The organism is Lentzea kentuckyensis (genome assembly GCF_002150765.1).
Lineage (GTDB): Bacteria > Actinomycetota > Actinomycetes > Mycobacteriales > Pseudonocardiaceae > Lentzea > Lentzea kentuckyensis.
Genome location: NZ_MUYM01000115.1, coordinates 1 through 20,055, shown reverse-complemented (window position 1 = coordinate 20,055; position 20,055 = coordinate 1). Strand labels below are relative to the sequence as shown.

Below are 20,055 nucleotides of genomic sequence, written 5' to 3'. Positions count from 1 at the left end.
TTCCGGCAGCCTGCTTAGCGAGCCAGACCGGCCTCGATCGCCTTGATGATCGCCGGCCTCAGCTCCGCCGCCGAGATGATCGCGTCCACGGACCCGACCTCGACCGCGCGCTGCACGCTGTGCACCCGGTCGAACTCGGCGGCCATCTCGTTCAGCTTCTCCGTCCGCACGGACTGACGCGTCGCGGTCAGCTCGGCGGTCAGCGCGGCCCGCTCGGCACCGGAAGCCTCGGCGACAGCGGACTCCAGCTTCTTCACTCGCGGGTCGTTGGCCGTACGGCCGTCGACCTCACGGGCGAACACGACGGCCGCGGCGGGCGCGCCGCCGATGACCGACGCGTACGAGCCGTCGACCGCCAGCACCGTCATCGACGGGTTGAGGGCCTTCGAGAACACCACGAACGCGCCGCCGTGGTACCGCGAGATCACGGTGAACACGATGGGGCCGCGGAAGTTCACGATCGCGCGGCCGATCTCCGCGCCGTACTCCAGCTGGAGCTCGCGCATCGACTCCGGCGAGCCGTCGAAGCCCGACAGGTTCGCCAGCACGACAAGAGGCCTGTTGCCCGAGGCCGCGTTGATCGCGCGGGCCGCCTTCTTCGACGACTTCGGGAACAGCGTGCCGGCGGTGTAGGTGTCCGGGCCGTCGGTGGGCGGGAAGCCGGTGCGGGCCACGCCGCGCGACTCGATGCCCAGCAGCGTCACCGGGATGCCGCCGAGGTGCACGTCCTGGACGACCGCGGTGTCGGCGTCGGCCATGCCCGCCCAGCGCTCCAGGACGTCGTGGTCCTGGTCGGACAGCGCGCGCATGACCGTGCGGATGTCGAAGGGCTTCTTGCGGTCCGGGTTCGACTCGACCGAGAAGATCTCGCCAACCGTCGCGAACGGGCTGTCGCCGGCGATGTGCGGGTACGACGACACGTCACGGGAAACCGGGTCCGACGAAGGAACCCGGCGCGGACCCGACTCGCCCGGAGCGATGTAGCTGTGCTCGTAGTGGGCCAGCAGCACGTCGAACGCCGACCGCAGGTTCGGGGCCCAGTACTGCGCCTGGCCGTTCGGGCCCATGACGCGGTCGTAGCCACCGATGCCGTAGTTGTCCTCGGCCGAGACGCCGCCGGAGAAGTCCAGCGCCTGCTTGCCGGTCAGCACCATCGCCGAGTCCGGGGTCATGACCAGGATGCCCTTGGTGTGCATGAGCATCGTGGCTTCGGCGTTCCAGTACGGCTGGGCGCCGACGTTGATGCCGTTGACCACGACGTTGATCTCGCCACCGGCCTGGGTGAACTCGACGATCCGCTTCAGGGCCGCGGCCACCCAGTCCATGTTCTCGACACCGGAGCTCATCGAGATCTTCGCGCCGGACGACAGCGAGAACCATTCCAGCGGAACGGAAAGCTCCGCAGCCAGGTCCAGCGCGTGGATCACCCGCGAGCACTCGGGCTCGGCCAGTGCGCCCAGCGACTTGGTCGGGTCGCCGAGCAGCACCACGCGCTTCATGCCCTCGGGGTACGCCGGCGTCGGCGTCGTCACGACACCCACGACGATGCCGGCCTTGTTGCCACCACGCGGGCGGTCCACCGGCACCAGCGCACCGTCGACCAGATCGTGCTCCACAAAGGACCCGCCGTCGCCGACGAGCATGTCGACCAGCTCGTACGGGTAGATCGTGCCACGTGACTGGGCGCGCAGGACGTTCTGGCGGTAGTCGTCGAGCGGCTGGATCGGCTCGGTCGGCGGCTGCACGAACGAGAACGACATCCCGGCACCAGCGTTGTTGGCGATCCGGACGCCGATGTCGGTCAGCTCACCGGTGACGGTGTCCTTGCGGCGCGCCAGGAACAGGACCTCCTCCAGGTCGAGGCCGGTCGTCGTCGGCCCGACGCGGGTGGCGACCGCGTCGAGGTCCTTCGAGGACAGGTCGGTCGGCGGCCACGCGTACAGCACGACCCGGTTGGTGGCCAGGCGAGTCCGGCCACCGGCCTGCGCGCGGGCCCGGCGGATGCCGTCCAGGCAGGCCGCGAGCACGTCCTCGGCCGCGGGCAGGGCGAGGATCCGGCCGTCGTCGTCGCGCAACGGCGTCAGGTCGCGGACCTGGCCCAGCGCCACCAGACGCTCGTCGGACTTGTTCGACTTGGCCACCGCGCGGAACAGGTACACGTCCTCGTCCACCGACTGCAGACGCGTGAGGTCGAACTCGCGCAGGCGTTCCAGCTGCATGCGTTCGGCGATGCGCGGGTGCAGCCCGCGCACCAGCCTCTCCTCGGCGAACCCGTTCGAGGACGGGCGGAAGGTGAAGTGGTGGTGCATCGACTCGCCACGCCGGCCCGCCACCGTGGTGGTGATGCGGGTGATCGTCGGCGGCAGCTGGTGCGCGGCCAGGGCGGCGCCCAGCCCGGCGGCCATCTCGTCGGGGTCGGTCGGACCGTCGGTCCAGTTGACGTAGAGGTCCGCGACGACCGCGCTGCCGTTGCCGTGCTTGACGACGTCACCGACGGCGTCCGCCAGCGCCGGGAACTCCACCGCGGTCGACACCAGCCGCGTCTGCTCCGGCTCGTTCTCCGCGAGGAAGAACGCACCCCGCACGCGCGGGTTCGCCAGCGCCTTCTTGGTGTAGTACCGGCGGGCCAGCACCTCCAGCAACGGGGTGTTGTCCGCGCCCGGCTTGCCGATGCGCTGGCCGAGCAGGCGCACCAGCGGTTCGGCCGACGCCACCATCGCCGCGATCCGCTCCTCGCGGTCGGCGGCCTGGGGCGAGGAGTCCAGGTGGATCAGGTGCTTGCGGACCTCGCTGTGCACGCGGGCGCGGGTGCGGCGCACCAACGGCTGCGCGAACCAGGTGAACACGACGCTGCGGGCCAGGTCGGCGACCGCCGGGTAGCGGACCTGGGTGGCGGCGACGATGTGCTCGAGCACCAGGCCGACCCGCACCCGCTCGGACTCGACCGGCGGCGCCTCCTGCACCCACTGGCGCAGCAGGGTCGTCGCGACGGCCGCGTCGAACACGCCGCGGCGCAGCGCCACGAAGACGCGGAACACGGCCTGCTCCAGCTCCGGCGTGCGGTCGAGCTCGGTGATGCCGTAGTGGCCGATCACGTTCTGCAGGCGGGCGCGGAAGCTCTCCGGCAGTGCCGCGCGGTCCGCGTCCAGCGTCTTGAGATAGGTGTGGAAGTGCTCGCGCGGAGAGTGGATGTGGTTCTCCGGCTTGGTCTCCTCACCGGCCGGGCGGTTGCGCGAGAGGTCGCAGACGTCGGCGAAGATGCCGAGCAGCTTGGCCTCCTCGACCAGCGGCCGCTCCTGCAGATCCTGCCGCGCACCCATGTAGTTCGACAGCACCCGCTCGGTGTCGGCGGCGGTGGTGTCGAAGCCGAGCAGCAACGCGCGCAGGTCGTCGAGACCACGTGCGGCGAGTTCCTCCGGACGAACGTCCGTGCGCGGCGCGGGCAGCTCCAGCTCGACCGACGACTCGGACTTCTGCTCCTCGGCAGCGCCTTCCGCGTCCTCGATCTCCTCCAGCTTCAGCAACGCGCCACCGGCGGGCACCTGGGTGCCGACGACGACGTTGAGCTCCTTCAGGCGGGCGCGGAACGGCGCGCGGAGCACCGTCTCCATCTTCATCGCCTCGAGCACCAGCACCGGCGCACCGGCCTCGACCTCGGCGCCGACCTCCAGCGGGGTCGCGACGACCAGCGCGGGCATCGGCGAGCGCAGCACGCCGCCCTCGTCGCGGGTGACGCGGTGGGTGACGCCGTCGACCTCGACCTGGTGGACCGGGCCGTGGGTGCCGGTGACGACGCGGAACCGCGTGCCGTTGACGGTGATCTGGCCGACGTGGTGGTCGAACCGCTCGACGTCGACGTCACCGTGCAGCACGACGTCCGAGTCGGCCGCGGCGACACCCACGCGGTACTTCGCGGCACCGATGCGGGCGACCTGCACCACGTACGCCTGGCCGCGCAGCACGAACTCCAGCTTGGTCGCGCCCTCGTGGTTCGTGCGCGGCTGGCCGCCCCGCGCCGAGGCCAGCAGCTGGGTGAGGTTGATGTGCTCCTCGTCCTCGTACACCTCGATGGCGGCCGCGGCCAGCGCGATCGCGGAGTGGCGGTGCGAGATCAGGCCGCCGTCGGCGCGGACGCGGTCGATCCACGAGGTGTCGGCCGAGCCGTCGATCACGGCGGGCTCGGCCAGCAGGTCGAGCACGAAGCTCTTGTTGGTCGTGCCGCCCTCGATGATCACGGTCGTCTCGGCCATCGCGCGACGCAGCTTGCCCAGCGCCTCGTCGCGGTCGCGGCCGTACGCGATGATCTTCGCGATCATCGAGTCGAAGTCGGCGGGGATCTGCGAGCCCTCGGCCACCCCGGTGTCGACGCGGATACCGGGACCGGCGGGCAGCTCCAGCCGGACGATCGTGCCGGGGCACGGCGCGAAGTCGCGGTCCGGGTCCTCGGCGTTCAGCCGGGCCTCGACGGCGTGCCCCAGCTCGGCGGGCTTCTCGCCTTCGAGCTTGCCGCCGCCCGCGACGTGCAGCTGCGCCTTGACCAGGTCGAAGCCGGTGGTGATCTCGGTGATCGGGTGCTCGACCTGCAGGCGGGTGTTGACCTCGAGGAACGCGAAGAGCTTCTCGCCGGGGTGGTAGAGGAACTCGACGGTGCACGCGCCGCGGTAGCCGACCGCGTTCGCGAGCCGTTCCGCCGACGCCTTCAGCTCGTCGACCTGGTGCGGCTCCAGCACGCAGGACGCCGACTCCTCGATGATCTTCTGGTTGCGCCGCTGCACCGAGCAGTCGCGGACGCCGAGCGCCCATGCCGTGCCCTGGCCGTCGGCGATGACCTGCACCTCGACGTGCCGGGCGCCGGTGACCAGGCGCTCCAGGAACATCACGCCGGAGCCGAACGCGCGGGCGGCCTCCAGGCTGGTGCGCTCGAAGTTCTCTTCCAGCTCCGCGGGAGAAGTGATCTTGCGGATGCCGCGGCCACCACCACCGGCGGTCGCCTTCAGCATCAACGGGTAGGTGACCTCCTCGGCCACCTGCAGGGCGTGTTCGAGGTTCTCGACGGCACCGCGCGACCACGGCGCGACCGGAACGCCGACCTCCTCGGCGATCAGCTTCGAGCCGATCTTGTCACCGAGCTTGCGCATGGCCTCGGCGGACGGGCCGACGAAGGTGACCCCGATCTTCTCGCACAGCTCGGCGAACTCGGGGATCTCGGCGACGAAGCCCCAGCCGACCCACGCGGCGTCGGCCTTCGTCTCGACGAGGGCGGTCTCCAGCACCTTCAGGTCGAGGTACGGACGATCGGCCGCCAGGCCGAGGTTGTAGGCGAGGTCGGCTTCCCTGACGAAGGGCGCGGACTTGTCGACATCGGTGTACAGGGCAACGGTCTCGATCCGTTCCCCTGACTCGGCGGCGAGCTCACGGACGGCGTGGATCAGCCGCATAGCGGCTTCTCCGCGGTTGACGATCGCTACACGACTGAACAACGACTTGGCTCCTCGCGGACATTACGACCTCAGCGGCAGTCGCCGCCCAATCGATGTACACACTCTCGTCTACTAACCGGTAGGAAAACCGCTAGATCGAAGCGAGTTGAGCAGCGTGCTTTGTATGAAACCAACAAGCACCCAGGTCCTCGGCACAGCTTCACTTGAGCCCGTGTCCCAACTCACGACGCGGCTGCTTGTGCAGTTGGGACCATCCGATCCCCGCCGCCAGCACGAGCGGTAACGCCGTGATCACCAAGGCGATCCGGACGGACTGCGCGTCGGCCAGGACTCCCCCTGCCATCGCCCCCAGGGGTTGCCCCACGCCGAACGACACCATGCGCCCGACCAGGTTGACCCGGCCCTGCAGGTGATCAGGCGTCATCAGCTGCCGCACGGTCAGCCCGTTGACGATCACGATCGTCGAGGTCAGGCCCCACAACGCCACGCTGAGCACCGCGAGCCACCACACCCGCACCCCGACCAGCAGACCCATCACCACGACACCAGCGAGCAGCCCGGTCGCGGTGACCCGGCGGGGCTCGCAGGAGTCGCTGATCGCGGGCATGACGACGACCGCGGCGAACGACCCGGCGGCCAGCGCGCTGAACAGCACGCCGATCTTCGCGTCGTACTCCGGGACGTCGAAGATCCGGAAGGCGTAGACGACGAGAAGCCCCGACACGGCACCGCCCGCGACGGCCTGACCGACGCCCAAGGCGGTGAAGAGCCGGACTGTGGGTTCCCTCCAGAGGAACTCGAGTCCTTCCCGGATGTCCGCTTTGAGGGAGATCCGGGGTTCGCGGTGCCGGTTCAACGGCCGCAGGATCATCCGGACAAGTGCCGCGGACGCCGCGAAACTCAGCGCGTCGAGCGCCATCGTCCCGGCCGGCCCGATCACCGAGATCAGCACGCCCGCGACGGACGGCGCGGCCACGTGCACGGCGGTGGCCGCGCTCCAGATCGTGCTGTTCGCCCGCGCGAGTTGCTCGGTGCCGACCAGCGCGGGTATGGCACCGAAGTTGGCCGCGTCGAACCACACGTTGGCGCTCGCCGCTCCCCCGGCCACCACCAGCAGGTGCAGCGGGGTCAGCGCGCCTGCCGCGGCCGCCACGGGCACGCTCACCAGCAGCCCGGCGCTGACGAGGTCGGTGACGACCATGACCGTGCGCCGGTCCATGCGGTCGACGAGCGCACCCGCGAGCAACCCGAACACGAGGTAGGGCGCGGCGGTGAGGGCCGCGAGCGCTCCCGTGTGCACGGCGCTGCCGGTGAGCGAGTACATGAGGACGGGCAGCGCGACGCCCGACACCGCGGAGCCGGCGGTCGAGATCACCCTGGCGAGCCAGAGCTTCCCGAACTCGCGGTCGGTCCACAGCGTCCGCAGGTCAGGATTGCGGAATTCGGATCACATCCCCGGGGTGGATCACGTTGGGGTTCGTGATGACGTGCGGGTTCGCCCGCACGAGCCGCGTGTAGAGGTTGCCGTTGCCGTAGAACTGCGCGGCGATCCCGAACAACGTGTCACCGGGCTGGATCGTGTATTCGGTGTAGACGCGGTAGCCGGGCACGATCCGCGGCCCGTACACGACCGGCACGATGATCTTGTCGAGCTCCGCGCCGTCCTCCGGCGACACCCAGAACACCTCGACGAAGAGCCGGTCGAGCGCGAACGACGCGCCGGACACGTCGACGCTCACCTGGAACTGGCCGTGGCCACCGGTCCCGTCACCGGCCACGAACCCGCCGACGACCTCGTCGTGCCCTTCGTGGATCCGGTAGTTGAACTGCGCCTCGAACGCACCGCCCGCGGTGCCGGCGATCTGGACGTGGCTCCCGACGAGACCGAGCGGCCTCGGTTGCTGGACATCGATCGACATGATGACTCCCCTTCCTCGCCTACTAGGTCGTGGCGAGGGGTGGGGGCGTTGCCGGGATTCACCCCCGTGGCGCAACGGCTGGTGGTGGAGGACGGAGTCGAACCGCCTTTGCCCGAGGCTCCTGTTTTACAGACAGGCGGGGCTCCACAGCCCCATCTCCACCATTGTCGCAACCCATTTTCGTGGCCTCTGAGCTGCGGTGACACCGAAATGATGGCCTCTCGCGAACCGTTCGCTCAATCGATTTTCCGAAACGCGGATCAGCACGGCCGCGATAGGTGGGTGTGAAGGTGGTGGGGCGCGGCCGCGAGCTCGCGATGATCCGGTCGTGGCTGGCTGCGGAGACCGGCGGGCTGGTGCTGTGCGGCGGTGAGCCCGGCATCGGCAAGACCAGGCTGGCCCAGGAACTCGCCGGGCACGCGCTCGCACTCAGCCGTGAGGTGGTGTGGGGGCACTGCGTCGAAACCGAAGGCGCACCGGCGTTCTGGCCGTGGCGCCAGGTGCTGAAGGCCGCGGGCACCGATCCGGACGAGGTGCTCGCGCACGACGCCGAGGTGCCGCAGGACCGCTTCCGGGTGTTCGACGCGATCGCGACCGCGCTCGACCGCGCCGGGCTGGTGATCATCGTCGAGGACGTCCACTGGGCCGACCGGGCGTCGTTGCTCGTGCTCGCGCATCTGGCCACGAACCTGCGGCGGGTGCTGTTGTTCGCCACGTTCCGCGACCCGTGCCCAGCGGTCGCGGACCTCATGCGCTCGGCCGTCCGCATCGACCTGCACGGCTTGTCCGCCGACGAGGTCGCCGAGCTGACCGGGGCCGGGCCCGCCGCCACCATCCACGAGCTGACCAGCGGAAACCCGTTGTTCGTCACGGAGATCGCCCGTGCGGTGCAGGACGGCACCTGGCGCGCCGACCAGCCACCGCGCAGCGTCCGGGACATCGTCACCGCCCGCCTCGACCGGCTCGGCCAGGACGCGCGGGAGCTGGTCAGGACCGCCGCGCTGATCGGCCGCGACTTCGACCTGGACCTGGCCGCCAAAGCCTCGGGGCTGCCCATCAGCGCGCTGGACGAGGCGACGACCCTGATCGACGCCACCGGGCACCGGTTCGTGCACGCGCTGACCCGTGACGCCGTCGAGGCCTCGCTCACCACCGCCGAACGCCGCACGATCCACCGCCGGATCGCGGAGGCGATGGCGGACAGCACCCGGTTCGCGGACGTCGCCCGGCACTGGAACGCCTGCGGCGTGCCAGAAGAAGCTCGCGGGTGGACGATCCGGGCGGCCGAGGACGCGGTGGCCCGGCTCGCCTACGAGGAGGGTGCCCGCCTCTACGCGGCGGCCGCGGCCTTCGAGGACAGCTGCGAAATCCAGGCGGCGTTGGGGAAGGCGGCGTACTTCGCGGGCGACCTCGCGTTGTGCGTGCAGGCCGCCCAGCGCGCCGCCGAGCTGGCGCGGACCCCGGAGCAGATCGCGGAGGCCGCGCTCGTGCTCGAAGCCGCGCCGGGAGCGGGCGTGAACGCGATCGCGACCCCGTTGTGCGACAACGCACTGCGCCACGAGGTCAGCCCAGCGACCCGCGCCAGGTTGCTCGCCCAGCGCAGCCACCTCGCGTTCTACCGGGGCGAGCAGCACCGCCTCGACGACCTCAGCCGCGAGTCCCTCGACCTGGCCCGGCGCAGCCACGACGACCGCGCGCTCGCCGAGGCCCTGCACGCCCGGCAGGAGGCGTGTCCCGGTCCGGCCGGCCGCGCCGAACGGCTGCGGCTCGCCGCCGAGATGATCGACCTCGCCCACCGCACGCACAGCCCGCGCGGGGCGATGTGGGGATCGCTGTGGCGGATCCAAGCGTTGATCGAGAGCGGTGAACTCGCTGCCGCACAAGAAGAACTGCCGGCGCTGCGGCTGGCCTGCGAGCGCGTCGGCGGGCAGGTCCCGTTGTGGCACCTCGACGTCGTGACGGCGTGCCTGGCCCAGGCGCAGGGCCGGTTCGCCGAGGCCCAGGAGGTCGGGCGGCGGGCGTTCGACCGCATGCGCGTCATCGAACGCGAACCCGCGTCCGGCGCCTACTTCGCCCTGCAGTGCGGCCTCGCGTGCCACCTCGGCGTCACCGAGGACGGCCTGACGCTGGCCCGCCACTTCCACGACCCGCCACCGCGCTTCCGCCTGATGTCCAAGCTCACGCGGGCGTTCCTGCTGGACCGCGCGGGTTTGCGCGACGAGGCGCTGGAGTGGTTCCGCCGGGCCGGCCCGATCGGCGAGTGGGACCTGCCCGCGTTCTTCGTGCTGCCGGGCCTGGTCGACGCCGTCCTGGTGACCTCCAGCCTGGGCCTGACCGACGACCTCGCGCAGATCCTGCCTCGGCTGGCGCAGTTCCGCGGCGCGCACGCGGCCGGCAACGGCGTCGCCTACATGGGCCCGGTCTCACTCGCGCTGAGCCGCGGCCACCTCGCACTGGGTGAGGTGGAGCAGGCCGTCGAGGAGCTCACCAGCGCCGTCGACGAGGCCTCCTGGGCGGGAGCGCCCGCGTTCGCCGCCGAAGCCCGCTGGTACCTGGCCTCGGCGTTGCGCGCGCTGGGCAAGGACGCCGACGCCGGGCAGCGTGCCGCCGACCGCGTCATCCGGGCGCTGGGCATGACGGCGTTCACGACGACCGAGCTGAGCAGCCGCGAGCACGAGGTCGCCCGCCTGGTCACCGACGGCCTCACGAACCGTCAGATCGCGAAGCGGCTGGTGATCTCCGAACGCACCGCCCAGAACCACGTCCAGCACATCCTCACCAAGCTCGGCTTCAGCACCCGCAGCCAGATCGCGGCGTGGATGAGTACCCGACCGAGTACTCCGGCGGATGGCTGACCAGCGCGAACTTCCTAGGTTTGAGCCACACCGACTTCAGGAGGAACACCATGTGGCTCACCATCGCGACCCCGCCCACCCAGTCCCTCGAACAGCTCGACAAGGTCATGGGCTCTGCCGTCCCGGACGGCCTGCGCGCCCGCTACGCCTGCCAGGCCGACGGCGAGTTCCGGATCATCGCCGTCTGGGAGACCAAGGACCACGCCGACCGCTTCTTCCGCGAGGTGCTCGGCCCGATCCTGGCCCGCGTGCTCGGGCCGACGCCGTCCGGCACGCCCACGGCCACCGGCATGGAGGTGCTGCGGGAGTTCACTCCGGCCGTCACCGGCTGAGCGCCTTGCTCGTTGGTGCCGAGTGCGTCTGCAAGTACCGCCAACTCTTGATCGAATCGCCTGTAACTACACCCAACCTGTTCGTCACCCGACGAAACGTTGCCGTGCCCTCGGCCCGGAGCGTCCATGTTGGGAGTAGTTACGTGCTTGTTGATATTGGGTTGGTGGTACTTGCAGACGCCATCAAGGGTGAACGCATCAGTTGAGCGCGGCGATCGACAGGTTGAGGGCCGCCGCGAAGCTCACCCACGCCAGATAGGGCACGAGGAGCAGCGCGGCGGCCTTGCTGCGCCACGAGAACACGACGATCAGCACGAGGATCGCCATCCACAGCAACAAGATCTCGGCGAACGCGATCCCGTACCAGCCCAGCCAGAAGAACAACGGCGTCCACAGCGCGTTCAGCACCAGCTGCGCGCCGAACAACGTCAGCTCGCCGCGCCCGGCACCACCGCGCCACGCCAGCCAGCCGGACAACGCGATCAGCCCGTACAGCACCGTCCACACCGGACCGAACAACCACGCCGGCGGCGCCCACGACGGCCGTTGCAGGCTCAGGTACTCGTCGCCGGCCGACACCGAGAACAGCGAACCCACCACCGCCGTCACGACGACCGCCGCGACGAACACGAACAGGACCCGCACGGGGTGATGGCGCAGAGGCAACACGGTCATGAGGGACTCCCGACAGGCAGGGCGCGGACGATGGCGAGCACCGTGGCACGGCTGGGGGCCGCGCGTTCGGAGTCGTCGAGCAGAGACAGTTCGTCAGCCAGCACGGCCTGGCGAATCGCGGCGAGCCGGCCAGGCAACTCCACGCGCAGTGCTTCGACCAGCCGATCCCGCAGGGCACGCCCCAAGGGGTCGTCGGACGGCAACACCCGCCAATGCGCGCGCAGAATCCGTACGGCCACGTCCTCGCCGCCGACCGCCCACACGAGGCGGATCATCCGGTCGGCGAGGCTCATGCCCTGAAGTCTATATTCGATTCAAAATCGTTTCAACGGCAGTGGCGAGCGTCCGGGCCCTCGTAGCACCCTCCGGCAGCGGCACGTCGTCCCATCCCGGCCCGCCGACCAGCACCGGAACCGCCAGTTCCGCCAGCGGAGCCTGTTCGGCGTACACCCGGTCGTGTGCCCAGACGAACACAACCCGCGGCTCCAACCGGGCCGCGGCGCTCACCAGGGCGGTGGCGGGCACGCGGGCGCCTAGGTTGCGGGACACGCAGTTCTGCTCGGCGAGCGCGGCCGCCAGCACGTCGAGGGGCAGGCTGTGCTGTTCGTCCGGCGCGCACGCCAGCAACACCGCGGGCGGGCCGACCGCGATCCCGGACACCCTCATCGCGTCGGAGATCGTGCCGCTCGCGACGTGCTCGACGTCGACACCGGCGGCGGTCGACGAGACCCGTTCGCCGAGCTCGATCAGGAACGGCATCAGCACCGCGTCCCACGTGTGCACGACACCGTGGCGGGCGATCAGGCCGACGGCCACCCTGCGCATCTGCGCCGCGTCCAGCCGGTCGGCGGCGGCCCCGAAGTCCAGGTCACCGGCCGGCGCCAGGGACGCGGCAGCCGACGCGGGCGAGACACCCGAGCCGGTCAGTTCGAGCATGCGCTTGAGACGCCCGAGGTCATCGTCGTTGTAGCGGCGGTGCTTGCCCTCCTGACGCGTGCTGGGACCCAGCCCGTACCGGCGGTCCCACGTGCGCAGGGTCGTGGGCGAGATGCCGAGCATCCGCGCGACCGCGCCGGCACTCCACTCCACCGCTCACCTCCGCTGCACCGAATCTGAATCGTAATGCGCGGAGGCCGCAAGATGGTGCAACGGCCGGCTACGCGTCGTCGAGCCGGCGCCGCTGCTCGTCGTCCAGCACGAGGTCGAGCGCGCCGAGGCACTCGTCGAGCTGACTCACCGAACTGACGCCCAGCACCGGCAGCACCGGCGGGTTTCCGCCCAGCAGCCACGCGAGGACCACCTGGTTCGGTGTCGCGTCCAGTTCGGCCGCCACCTCGGCCAGCACCTTCAACCGGCTGCGGCTGTCCTCGTGGTCGTACTGCTCGGGCAACGGCCGGTCGGACCGCGTGTACGCGCCGGACAGCAGCACCGAATAACCGAGCACGGTCAGATCGGGTTCAGTGCGCGCGTAGTCCAGCATCTCGTCGCTGATGTGCGGGTTCGCGCCGAACTCCGCGCCCGGCCGCGGCCTCAGGTAGGTGTGGCGCTGCTGGACGCAGGCGAATCCAGGCAGCCCCGAGGCCCTGGCGATCTCGCGCGCAGCAGAGACGCGCCACGCGGCGTGGTTGCTGCACCCGACGGCGCGCACCAGGCCGTCGGTCACCAACGACGCGAAGGTCTCCACGGTGTCGTGCAACGGCGTGCGGCGGTCCTCGATGTGCGCGTAGTACACGTCGAGGTGGTCGGTGCCCAGGCGGCGCATGCTGGCCTCTGCCTGTGTGCGCACCACGGCCCGCGACAGCCCTTCCGCGTGCTCCGGCCACGCGGCGCCCGGCGGGTCGGGCAACGCGCCCACCTTGGTCGCCAGCACGACGTCGTCACGGACGCCGCGCGAGGCCAGCCACCGGCCCAGCAGCTCCTCGCTCTCCACGCCGGTGCCGCCCGGCACCCAGAACGAGTAGGTGTTCGCGGTGTCGATGAACGTGCCGCCGACTTCAACGAACCGGTCGAGGACCTCGAACGCCCGTTGCTCGTCCACGGTCGTGCCGAAGTACATGGTGCCCAGGCACAACGCACTCACGCCGATTCCGGACAGCTGTCGCTGTTCCACGCTGTTCCACTCCCCCAAGTGATCGAACGCGCACGATCGATGAACGGCGCTTTTGTGCACCTGAGGTGCACAAAAGCGCCGTTCATCGTTACCTCTTCTTGCCGGTGAGCAGGTCCTTGACCTGGTTCCCGCGCCGGCGCAGACCCCACTTCGTGACGCGGATCAGCGCCTCGCGGACGATGTTGCCGCTCATCTTCGACTCGCCGAACTCGCGCTCCAGGAACGTGATCGGCACTTCGCGCACGCGGAACCCGAGCTCCAGCGTCCGCCACAGCAGGTCGATCTGGAAGCAGTAGCCGGCCGACGCGACCGACACGAGGTTCAGCTTGCGCAGGGTGTCCGCGCGGAACGCCCGGTAGCCGCCCGTCATGTCGCGGATCGACGCGCCCAGCGCGAGCCGCGAGTACAACGAGCCGCCCAGCGACAGGAACTTGCGCTTCGCCGGCCAGTTCACGACCTCGCCGCCGGGCACCCAGCGCGAACCCAGCACCAGATCGGCGGAGGGCAGCGCGTCCAGCAGCCGATGCAGCTGCTCCGGCGCGTGCGAGCCGTCGGCGTCCATCTCGCAGATGACGCCGTACTCCCGCTCCAGCGCCCACTGGAAGCCGGCGACGTACGCGGCGCCGAGTCCGGCCTTCTCCGTGCGGTGCATCACGTGGACGCGCTCGTCAGCGGCCGCCATCTCGTCGGCGAGCTGGCCGGTGCCATCGGGGCTGCCGTCGTCGACCACCAGGACGTGCACATCGGGCAGTGCCGTGTGCAGCCTCTTGACGATCTTTCCGATGTTGTCCCGCTCGTTGTAGGTCGGGATCACCACCAGCACCTGCCCGAGTTCCTGGTCAGGCTGCTGCGCCATTCGAGTCCTTCCGTCGTCGTGCGAAGCCCAGCGCCAACACGGCAAGGCCCGCAGCGGTCATCACCCACTCGGGCCAGGCTCCTAGCCAAGTCGCCAGCGTAGTCTGCGACCGAAGTGGCAGCTCCGCGACCAGGGCACCGGGCACGAACAAGCCAGTCTTCTGAGTGACGGAACCGTCAGGCGAAACGATCGCGCTCACCCCCGAGGTGGCCGCCACGACGACCGCCCGGCCATGCTCCACGGCACGCAGTCGGGACATGGAAAGCTGCTGGTAGGTCATTTCTGTATACCCGAACGTGGCGTTGTTCGTCGGGATCGCGATGATCGTCGCGCCGGCCGTCACGGAGTCGCGGACCACTGAGTCGAACGCCACTTCGTAACATGTGTCAATCGCGACCTTCGCGGGCCCCATGACGAAACCGTCCGGGTCCGAACCGGGCTGGAACACCCCCGCGCGGTCCACCTCCGAGGCGAACAGCCGGAAGAACGACCGCATCGGCATCGTCTCGCCGAACGGCTGCAGCTTGCGCTTGGTGTAGGTGTCCGTCGGCCCCTTCTCCGGGTCCCACAGCACCACCTGGTTGCGCGGCAGCCCGTCGTTGCGGTCGACCACCACGGCCCCCACCGCGATCGGCGCCTTGATCGCCTTCGCCGCGTCGTCGAGCCGCGCGGCCGCGTCGACGTTGCGGAACGGGTCGATGTCGGAGGAGTTCTCCGGCCAGATGACGATGTCCGGCTGCTTGACCTTGCCGGCGGCGACGTCCGCGGCGAGCTCGATGGTCCGCTTCACGTGGTTGTCGAGCACGGCGCGGCGCTGCGAGTTGAAGTCGAGCCCGGCGCGCGGCACGTTGCCCTGGATCGCGGCGACGGTCACGGTCCCGGCGGACGCGTCCACCCCCACCGGCACGACGAACCCGACCAGCAGCGGCACCACGAACAGCGGCACGCCGAGCTTCCAGTTCCGGAACACCCAGAACAGCCCGAACCCGGTCAGCACCACGGCGAACGACACCAGCGGCGCCCCGCCCAGCGACGCGAGCGGCAGGTACCAGCCCTCCGGCTGGCCGAACGCGATCTTGCCCCAGGTGAAGCCGCCGAACGGGAACACACCGCGCAGCGCCTCGTCCGCCACCCAGAGGAACGCCGCCCAGAGCGGCCATCCCGGCACCCGCGACACGAACGCCATCGCGGCCGTGCCGATCGAGATCATCAGCGCGCACGCCAGCGCCAGCGGCAGCCAGGCGATCAGCCCGACGAACTCCCCGGTCCAGCGCAGCAGCGGCACCATGAACCCGAGCCCGAACAGCAACCCGTACCCGAACCCGGCCCGCGCCCGCCGGTCGTAGATCACATACGCCAGCAACGCGAACCCGACCGGTGCCAGGAACCACAGCGGCCGCGGCGGGAAGCTCAGGTAGATCAACGCGCCACCGGCGACGGCAAGTGCCATTCGCAGCAGCACCGGACGGCTCAACCGCCGTCTGCGAGCGGGCAATTCCGGCGATTCCGGCGCAATGGGGGGTGCGACCACCCGATCAGCCTACGAGGCTCGGAGTACACAGGACGTATGACCTACGTGGATCTTGTCCTCCAGAAGCTTTCCACGGATGGCGATCGCGAGGCGGTGATCGGCGGCGACACCCGCCTCACCCGATCTCAGGCCCGTGACCTGCTGTTTCGACTGGCCGACGGGCTCGTCCACCGTGGCATCAAGCCCGGTGACGGCGTGGCGGTGTACGTCGGCAACACCCCGGAGGCGGTCCTGCTGAACCTGGCCGTCCACCTGCTCGGTGGCCGGCTGGTGTTCGTGCCGCCGGAGCCCGGCCGGGCCGAACTCGAAGCCCTGATCGCCCGCGCCGAGGTCGCCGCCGTCGTGGTCGACCCGTCGTTCGGCACGCAGATCGACGGCTGGCACCTCCAGGACCTCCCCCGCAACCCCGTCGAACGCGCCCCGGCGGCGGAGTTCGCCACCGTCGCCTACACCGGCGGCACGACCGGGCTGCCGAAGCTCGCGGTGCACCGTTCCACCAGGACCGGGCTCTGGGAGACGCGGGCGAGCATGCCTCCCATGAACCTGCTGTCCAACACCCTCATCACCCACGGCAGTGGGGCCAGCGCGACGATGACCGCGCTGCTCACCGGGTCGAAGCTGGTGCTGGGCCCGTCGACGTTCGACGCGGACACGTTCGTGCGCCTCGCCCGCGACGAGCAGATCACCGCGACGGTCTTCGTGCCACCGATGATGTACGAGGTTCTCGACCACCCGGACTGCCCCGGCCCGCAGTTCGGCGTCATCGTCGGCGGATCCCCGCTCGCCCCGCAACGGCTGCGGCAGGCGATCGAGAAGTGGGGCCCGCACATCAACCAGGGCTACGGCATGACCGAGGCCCACGCCATCACGATGATGCCCGCCACCGAGGTCGACCTCGACCGGCCGGACACGTTGCGCACGGTCGGCAAGCCCAACCCCGCGATGGAGGTCGAGACCCGCGACGGCGACGTGTGGGTGCGCGGCCCGTTCGTCATGGAGGGCTACTGGGGCGAGCCGCCGCTCAGCGAGACGTCCGACGGCTGGTTCAACACCGGCGACATGGGCTACTTCGACGACGACGGCTACCTGTACCTCAACGACCGCAGCAAGGACGTCATCGTCACCGGCCGCACCTCGGACAACGTCTACTCACGCCTGCTTGACGACTTCCTCATCACGCTTCCCGGTATCCGGCAGGCGGCGGCCGTCGCCCAGCCGGACGAGGCGCTCGGCGAGGTCGTCCACCTGTTCCTGGTGACCGACGGACAGGAAGTCAGCTTCGACAAGATCCGCGATTCGGTCATTGCCGAACTGGGTGAGCTTTACCAGCCCAGAGGCGTCACGATCGTTTCCCAACTCCCTCTGACCAAGGTGGGAAAGGTCGACAAGCGCAGGCTGCGTTCCCAGTTTCGGTAAGGTTCGGGCTAAATCAGGAGGTGACGGATGCCCCGTCCAAGCGTGGAAGCCGAACGCAAGGCGCAGATCCTCGCGTCCACCTGCAAGGTGATCGCGTCCGAGGGCTTCCGCCACCTCCGGGTGTCAGACGTGGCCAAGGACGCGGGCGTCTCCGGTGGCACGGTCCACTACTACTTCGAGACCAAGCGCGAGCTCACCGACGCGGCGTTCGCGCACTGCTTCGAACAGTCGCTCACGCGGCGCCGCTGGATCCTCGACTCCGACGAGCCCCCGCTGTCCCGGCTGCGGCTGGTCGTCGAGTCGTACCTGCCGCAGGGCGCCGAGACGGTCGAGGCGTGGAAGATCTGGGCCGAACTCTGGGTCGAGGCCATCCGCAACCCCGAACTGCAGGAGCTCAACGAGCGCTTCTACGGCGAGTGGCGCGAGATCGTGGCGAGCATCTTCCGCGACGGCCAGGCGACCGGCGAGGTCAACGCCCCCGGCGACCCGGTGGAGCTGGCGAACATGCTGGTCAGCATGCTCGACGGCCTCGCGCTTCAGGTCTTGGCCGGCTCGAAGGCCATGACCGTGGACGTCATGCGCACCACCTGCCTGAGGTTCGTCGACCAGCTCTCCACCGCGTCCGTCGGATAGCTCAGCCCGCTGGCCAGTACGCAGGTCGCGAGCAACAACGCGACCGGCGTGCGGGTGAAACCCAGGAACAGCAACCCTTTCGGCACCGGCACGGTCTCCGCGAACCGCTGCGCCTCGCTCAGCAACAGCCCGGCGAACATCAGGAACACCACCGCGAGCGGCAACGTGCGCCCGAGCGCGCCCACCGCCACCACACTGATGATCGACACCGCCACCACCCCGGCGGTGAACCACCAGTGGTGCGGCGTGTGGTCAGGGCCTTTCGCGCTGCGGGCCATCAGCCAGTCGCCGAACAACACCGCGACGCCGGTGAGCACCAGCACCCGCATCGCCGTGAGCACGCTCGCGCCGTCCGCCTCGTACGCCATCGGCAGGTAGGCGACCGCGAGCGCTGTGAGCGGCGTGACCGCGAGCCCACGCGCCACCCGCATCACGGCGGGCCTTTGCCGTGGGCTGGGCCTCATCGCGGCTTTCTCCCGGATCCGGTCCGCCTCACCGCGTTTGATCGCGGCGGCGTCGGCGTCCTCCAGCTCCCACACCACCCACACGAGCCCGAGCAACACGACCAGCCCGAGCACCACCGCGTACCCGGTCAGCTCGCGCGGCCCGTAGATCCACCCGATCGCACCGACCAGCACGCACAGCGCCAGCCTGATCAACGACCCCAGCTCCGGCCGCGCGCTGCGCCACGTCTTCTGCGGCCACGACGTCAGCACCAGCCGTCGCGTCACGAACCAGACGCTCGCCCCCATCGCGACCGCCGCCATCCACATCGCCAGCCCCACCCCGGGCTGCCGCAGTGACCTCGTGTCGCCGAACAGCAGAATCGCCGCCGTCAGCACCACGATCACCGCCGGAACCCTGAGACGCCCCAACGCCCACAGGTGGTCCCGCACCCACCTGATCCGGTTGCGCCAGGCCGACTCCACGGCCACCAGCGCCAGGAACCCGAGCGCGACCAGGCCGACCGGATTGCCCGCGAGGTGCGCCACCGCCAGCACCGTGATCGGCACCGCCCGCGGGTACGGGCTGTCCGCCAGCGTCAGACTGCGCAGCGGCGACGGCGGCCCCGCCTGCTCTTTGGTCCGCAGCCACTGCCAGGCATGCCACAACAGCGGCGCGTAGACCGCGATGAACACCGTGTCGACGAGGAAATCAACGCGCATCTCGGCTCCCCAAGGTTCGGGACAACCGTGGAGTCGCAGGTCACAGCCCCCGGGTTACCTGCTGTAACACGTCCGGGTGAAATCAGGGTTCATCCCCGATGCAACAGATGGACGAAAGTGGGCATTCTCGGTATATGACCACGACAGTTGCTTTGAGCCGGCCCAGGACCAACCGGATGATCGCGGGTGTGTGCGCGGGGCTCGCCCAGCGCTGGGGCATGAAGGCGAGCACCGTGCGCCTGCTGTTCCTGCTGTCCTGCCTTCTGCCCGGACCGCAGTTCGTCGTCTACCTCGTGCTCTGGGTGATCATGCCGGACCGCGGTTACTGATCTCGGCGCCGCCCGCCTTCTCGAACAGGAGCGCCTCACTGGTGCCGACACGCGTGCCGTCGCCCAGGCTCCTGTTCGAGGTCCACAAGTTCGCGCGCAGCTGTTCGTTCTCGACGGACAGAATGTCCGCATTGGACCGCAGCGGCTCACCGGTGCCCCGGCGCCACTCGACGACCGACGCCCAGAACTGCTCCACCGTCTCCCACACGCCGAGGCAGCGCGGCCCGAGCACCGCGCGGATCTCCTCCGCCGTGCGCAACTGCTCCAGACCGTGCGAGGCGAGGTTCTGCAGGTTCTCGACGAGCGCCAGCACGAGGTCGTGGTTCGCCTCGTCGGCGGCCAGCTTCTCCGCGACCTTCCCGACCATCGGCAGCACGTCGTCGGGCGCCGCCCGGTTCGCGGCCACGTAGGCCGCCATCATCGCGACGTTCAGCTCGTTCTGGTCACCGACGTGCTTCCAGGTGAATCCGGCCGACTCGGCCAACCGCTGCGGCGCGGTCCTGCGTCCCCACATGTGCGGAACTCTAAGCAAGTGGCCAGAAGCCTTGTCCGGAACCCTGGCATCGTGGGTGCTGACTGACGTCTGCAAGTACCACCAAGTCTTGATCGAATCGCCTTCAACTGCACCCAACCCGTTCCGCGCCCGCCGAGCCGCCGCCGTGTCCCCAGACCAGAACGGTCCTGTTGGTAGTAGCAAAGTGCTTGTTGATCATGGGTTGGTGGTACTTGCAGACGCCAGCAAGGCCGGACGTGGGTCCGCCGGGCGAGTAACGGACACAACTTCCGGCAGCC

The 20,055-nt window shown here is 69.8% G+C and carries 16 protein-coding genes and 1 tRNA gene; 5 read left to right on the top strand and 12 right to left on the bottom strand.

Annotated elements, in window-relative coordinates; translation table 11 throughout:
* Positions 1-14: 14 nt before the first annotated feature.
* The 4 genes from B0F77_RS39810 to B0F77_RS39795 form a co-directional block, all read right to left on the bottom strand.
* The gene (locus tag B0F77_RS39810) at positions 15-5,480 is read right to left on the bottom strand and encodes an ATP-binding protein (protein ID WP_086668238.1); all 5,466 of its coding nucleotides are present in this window, start codon (positions 5,478-5,480) and stop codon (positions 15-17) included.
* A 160-nt stretch (positions 5,481-5,640) separates the two neighbouring features.
* Positions 5,641-6,858 carry an MFS transporter gene (locus B0F77_RS39805; RefSeq protein WP_281252611.1) on the bottom strand — a complete coding sequence of 406 codons (1,218 nt, stop codon included), beginning with the start codon at positions 6,856-6,858 and terminating at the stop codon, positions 5,641-5,643.
* Between the two features lie 10 nt (positions 6,859-6,868).
* A complete protein-coding gene (locus tag B0F77_RS39800; protein ID WP_086668236.1) occupies positions 6,869-7,360 on the bottom strand; it encodes a Gmad2 immunoglobulin-like domain-containing protein in 492 nt (163 codons plus the stop codon).
* A 79-nt stretch (positions 7,361-7,439) separates the two neighbouring features.
* Positions 7,440-7,523 (bottom strand) — tRNA-Tyr (locus B0F77_RS39795).
* 121 nt (positions 7,524-7,644) lie between these two features.
* Here B0F77_RS39795 and B0F77_RS39790 point away from each other — a divergent pair.
* Positions 7,645-10,215: an ATP-binding protein gene (locus tag B0F77_RS39790; RefSeq protein WP_211294271.1), complete on the top strand. Its 2,571-nt coding sequence runs from the start codon at positions 7,645-7,647 to the stop codon at positions 10,213-10,215.
* Between the two features lie 50 nt (positions 10,216-10,265).
* Positions 10,266-10,547: a hypothetical protein gene (locus B0F77_RS39785; protein ID WP_086668235.1), complete on the top strand. Its 282-nt coding sequence runs from the start codon at positions 10,266-10,268 to the stop codon at positions 10,545-10,547.
* A gap of 198 nt (positions 10,548-10,745) precedes the next feature.
* On the opposite strand, the gene B0F77_RS39780 is transcribed toward B0F77_RS39785, so the two are convergent.
* The 6 genes from B0F77_RS39780 to lnt form a co-directional block, all read right to left on the bottom strand.
* A complete protein-coding gene (locus tag B0F77_RS39780) occupies positions 10,746-11,222 on the bottom strand; it encodes a TspO/MBR family protein (RefSeq protein WP_086668234.1) in 477 nt (158 codons plus the stop codon).
* Positions 11,219-11,515, bottom strand: a complete 297-nt coding sequence (locus B0F77_RS39775; RefSeq protein WP_086668233.1) for a hypothetical protein — start codon at positions 11,513-11,515, stop codon at positions 11,219-11,221. Before B0F77_RS39775 ends, B0F77_RS39780 begins: the two co-directional genes overlap by 4 nt.
* A 10-nt stretch (positions 11,516-11,525) precedes the next feature.
* Positions 11,526-12,311 carry a MerR family transcriptional regulator gene (locus B0F77_RS39770; protein WP_211294270.1) on the bottom strand — a complete coding sequence of 262 codons (786 nt, stop codon included), beginning with the start codon at positions 12,309-12,311 and terminating at the stop codon, positions 11,526-11,528.
* Positions 12,312-12,378: 67 nt separating this feature from the next.
* Positions 12,379-13,332, bottom strand: coding sequence for an aldo/keto reductase (locus B0F77_RS39765; protein ID WP_245849275.1), 954 nt, complete (start codon positions 13,330-13,332; stop codon positions 12,379-12,381).
* A gap of 88 nt (positions 13,333-13,420) precedes the next feature.
* Positions 13,421-14,188, bottom strand: coding sequence for a polyprenol monophosphomannose synthase (locus B0F77_RS39760; protein ID WP_086668232.1), 768 nt, complete (start codon positions 14,186-14,188; stop codon positions 13,421-13,423).
* Positions 14,172-15,650: an apolipoprotein N-acyltransferase gene (gene lnt, locus B0F77_RS39755; RefSeq protein ID WP_245849273.1), complete on the bottom strand. Its 1,479-nt coding sequence runs from the start codon at positions 15,648-15,650 to the stop codon at positions 14,172-14,174. Before lnt ends, B0F77_RS39760 begins: the two co-directional genes overlap by 17 nt.
* A gap of 105 nt (positions 15,651-15,755) precedes the next feature.
* Here lnt and B0F77_RS39750 point away from each other — a divergent pair, with 105 nt between their 5' ends.
* Together B0F77_RS39750 and B0F77_RS39745 are read left to right on the top strand one after the other, a co-directional pair.
* On the top strand, positions 15,756-17,135 hold the full coding sequence (locus B0F77_RS39750) for a class I adenylate-forming enzyme family protein (protein WP_086668231.1): 1,380 nt from the start codon (positions 15,756-15,758) through the stop codon (positions 17,133-17,135).
* 27 nt (positions 17,136-17,162) lie between these two features.
* The gene (locus B0F77_RS39745) at positions 17,163-17,768 is read left to right on the top strand and encodes a TetR/AcrR family transcriptional regulator (protein ID WP_086668230.1); all 606 of its coding nucleotides are present in this window, start codon (positions 17,163-17,165) and stop codon (positions 17,766-17,768) included.
* Here the strand turns inward: B0F77_RS39745 and B0F77_RS39740 are convergent.
* Entirely contained in the window at positions 17,672-18,934 is a 1,263-nt protein-coding gene (locus B0F77_RS39740; RefSeq protein ID WP_086668229.1) for a hypothetical protein, read from the bottom strand. The two genes, B0F77_RS39745 and B0F77_RS39740, sit on opposite strands and share 97 nt — an antisense overlap.
* 134 nt (positions 18,935-19,068) lie before the next feature.
* Between B0F77_RS39740 and B0F77_RS39735 the strand changes: the two genes are divergently transcribed.
* Entirely contained in the window at positions 19,069-19,263 is a 195-nt protein-coding gene (locus tag B0F77_RS39735) for a PspC domain-containing protein (protein ID WP_086668228.1), read from the top strand.
* Here B0F77_RS39735 and B0F77_RS39730 read toward each other — a convergent pair.
* Positions 19,241-19,777, bottom strand: a complete 537-nt coding sequence (locus B0F77_RS39730; protein WP_143467166.1) for a hypothetical protein — start codon at positions 19,775-19,777, stop codon at positions 19,241-19,243. The two genes, B0F77_RS39735 and B0F77_RS39730, sit on opposite strands and share 23 nt — an antisense overlap.
* Between the last annotated feature and the right edge of the window lie 278 nt (positions 19,778-20,055).

Coding starts and splice junctions, on each gene's coding strand:
- B0F77_RS39800 (WP_086668236.1), bottom strand. CDS start 7,360: ATGTCGATCGATGTCCAGCAACCGAGGCCGCTCGGTCTCGTCGGGAGC.
- B0F77_RS39730 (WP_143467166.1), bottom strand. CDS start 19,777: ATGTGGGGACGCAGGACCGCGCCGCAGCGGTTGGCCGAGTCGGCCGGA.
- B0F77_RS39785 (WP_086668235.1), top strand. CDS start 10,266: ATGTGGCTCACCATCGCGACCCCGCCCACCCAGTCCCTCGAACAGCTC.
- B0F77_RS39780 (WP_086668234.1), bottom strand. CDS start 11,222: ATGACCGTGTTGCCTCTGCGCCATCACCCCGTGCGGGTCCTGTTCGTG.
- B0F77_RS39735 (WP_086668228.1), top strand. CDS start 19,069: ATGACCACGACAGTTGCTTTGAGCCGGCCCAGGACCAACCGGATGATC.
- B0F77_RS39740 (WP_086668229.1), bottom strand. CDS start 18,934: ATGCGCGTTGATTTCCTCGTCGACACGGTGTTCATCGCGGTCTACGCG.
- B0F77_RS39775 (WP_086668233.1), bottom strand. CDS start 11,515: ATGAGCCTCGCCGACCGGATGATCCGCCTCGTGTGGGCGGTCGGCGGC.
- B0F77_RS39750 (WP_086668231.1), top strand. CDS start 15,756: ATGACCTACGTGGATCTTGTCCTCCAGAAGCTTTCCACGGATGGCGAT.
- B0F77_RS39745 (WP_086668230.1), top strand. CDS start 17,163: ATGCCCCGTCCAAGCGTGGAAGCCGAACGCAAGGCGCAGATCCTCGCG.
- B0F77_RS39760 (WP_086668232.1), bottom strand. CDS start 14,188: ATGGCGCAGCAGCCTGACCAGGAACTCGGGCAGGTGCTGGTGGTGATC.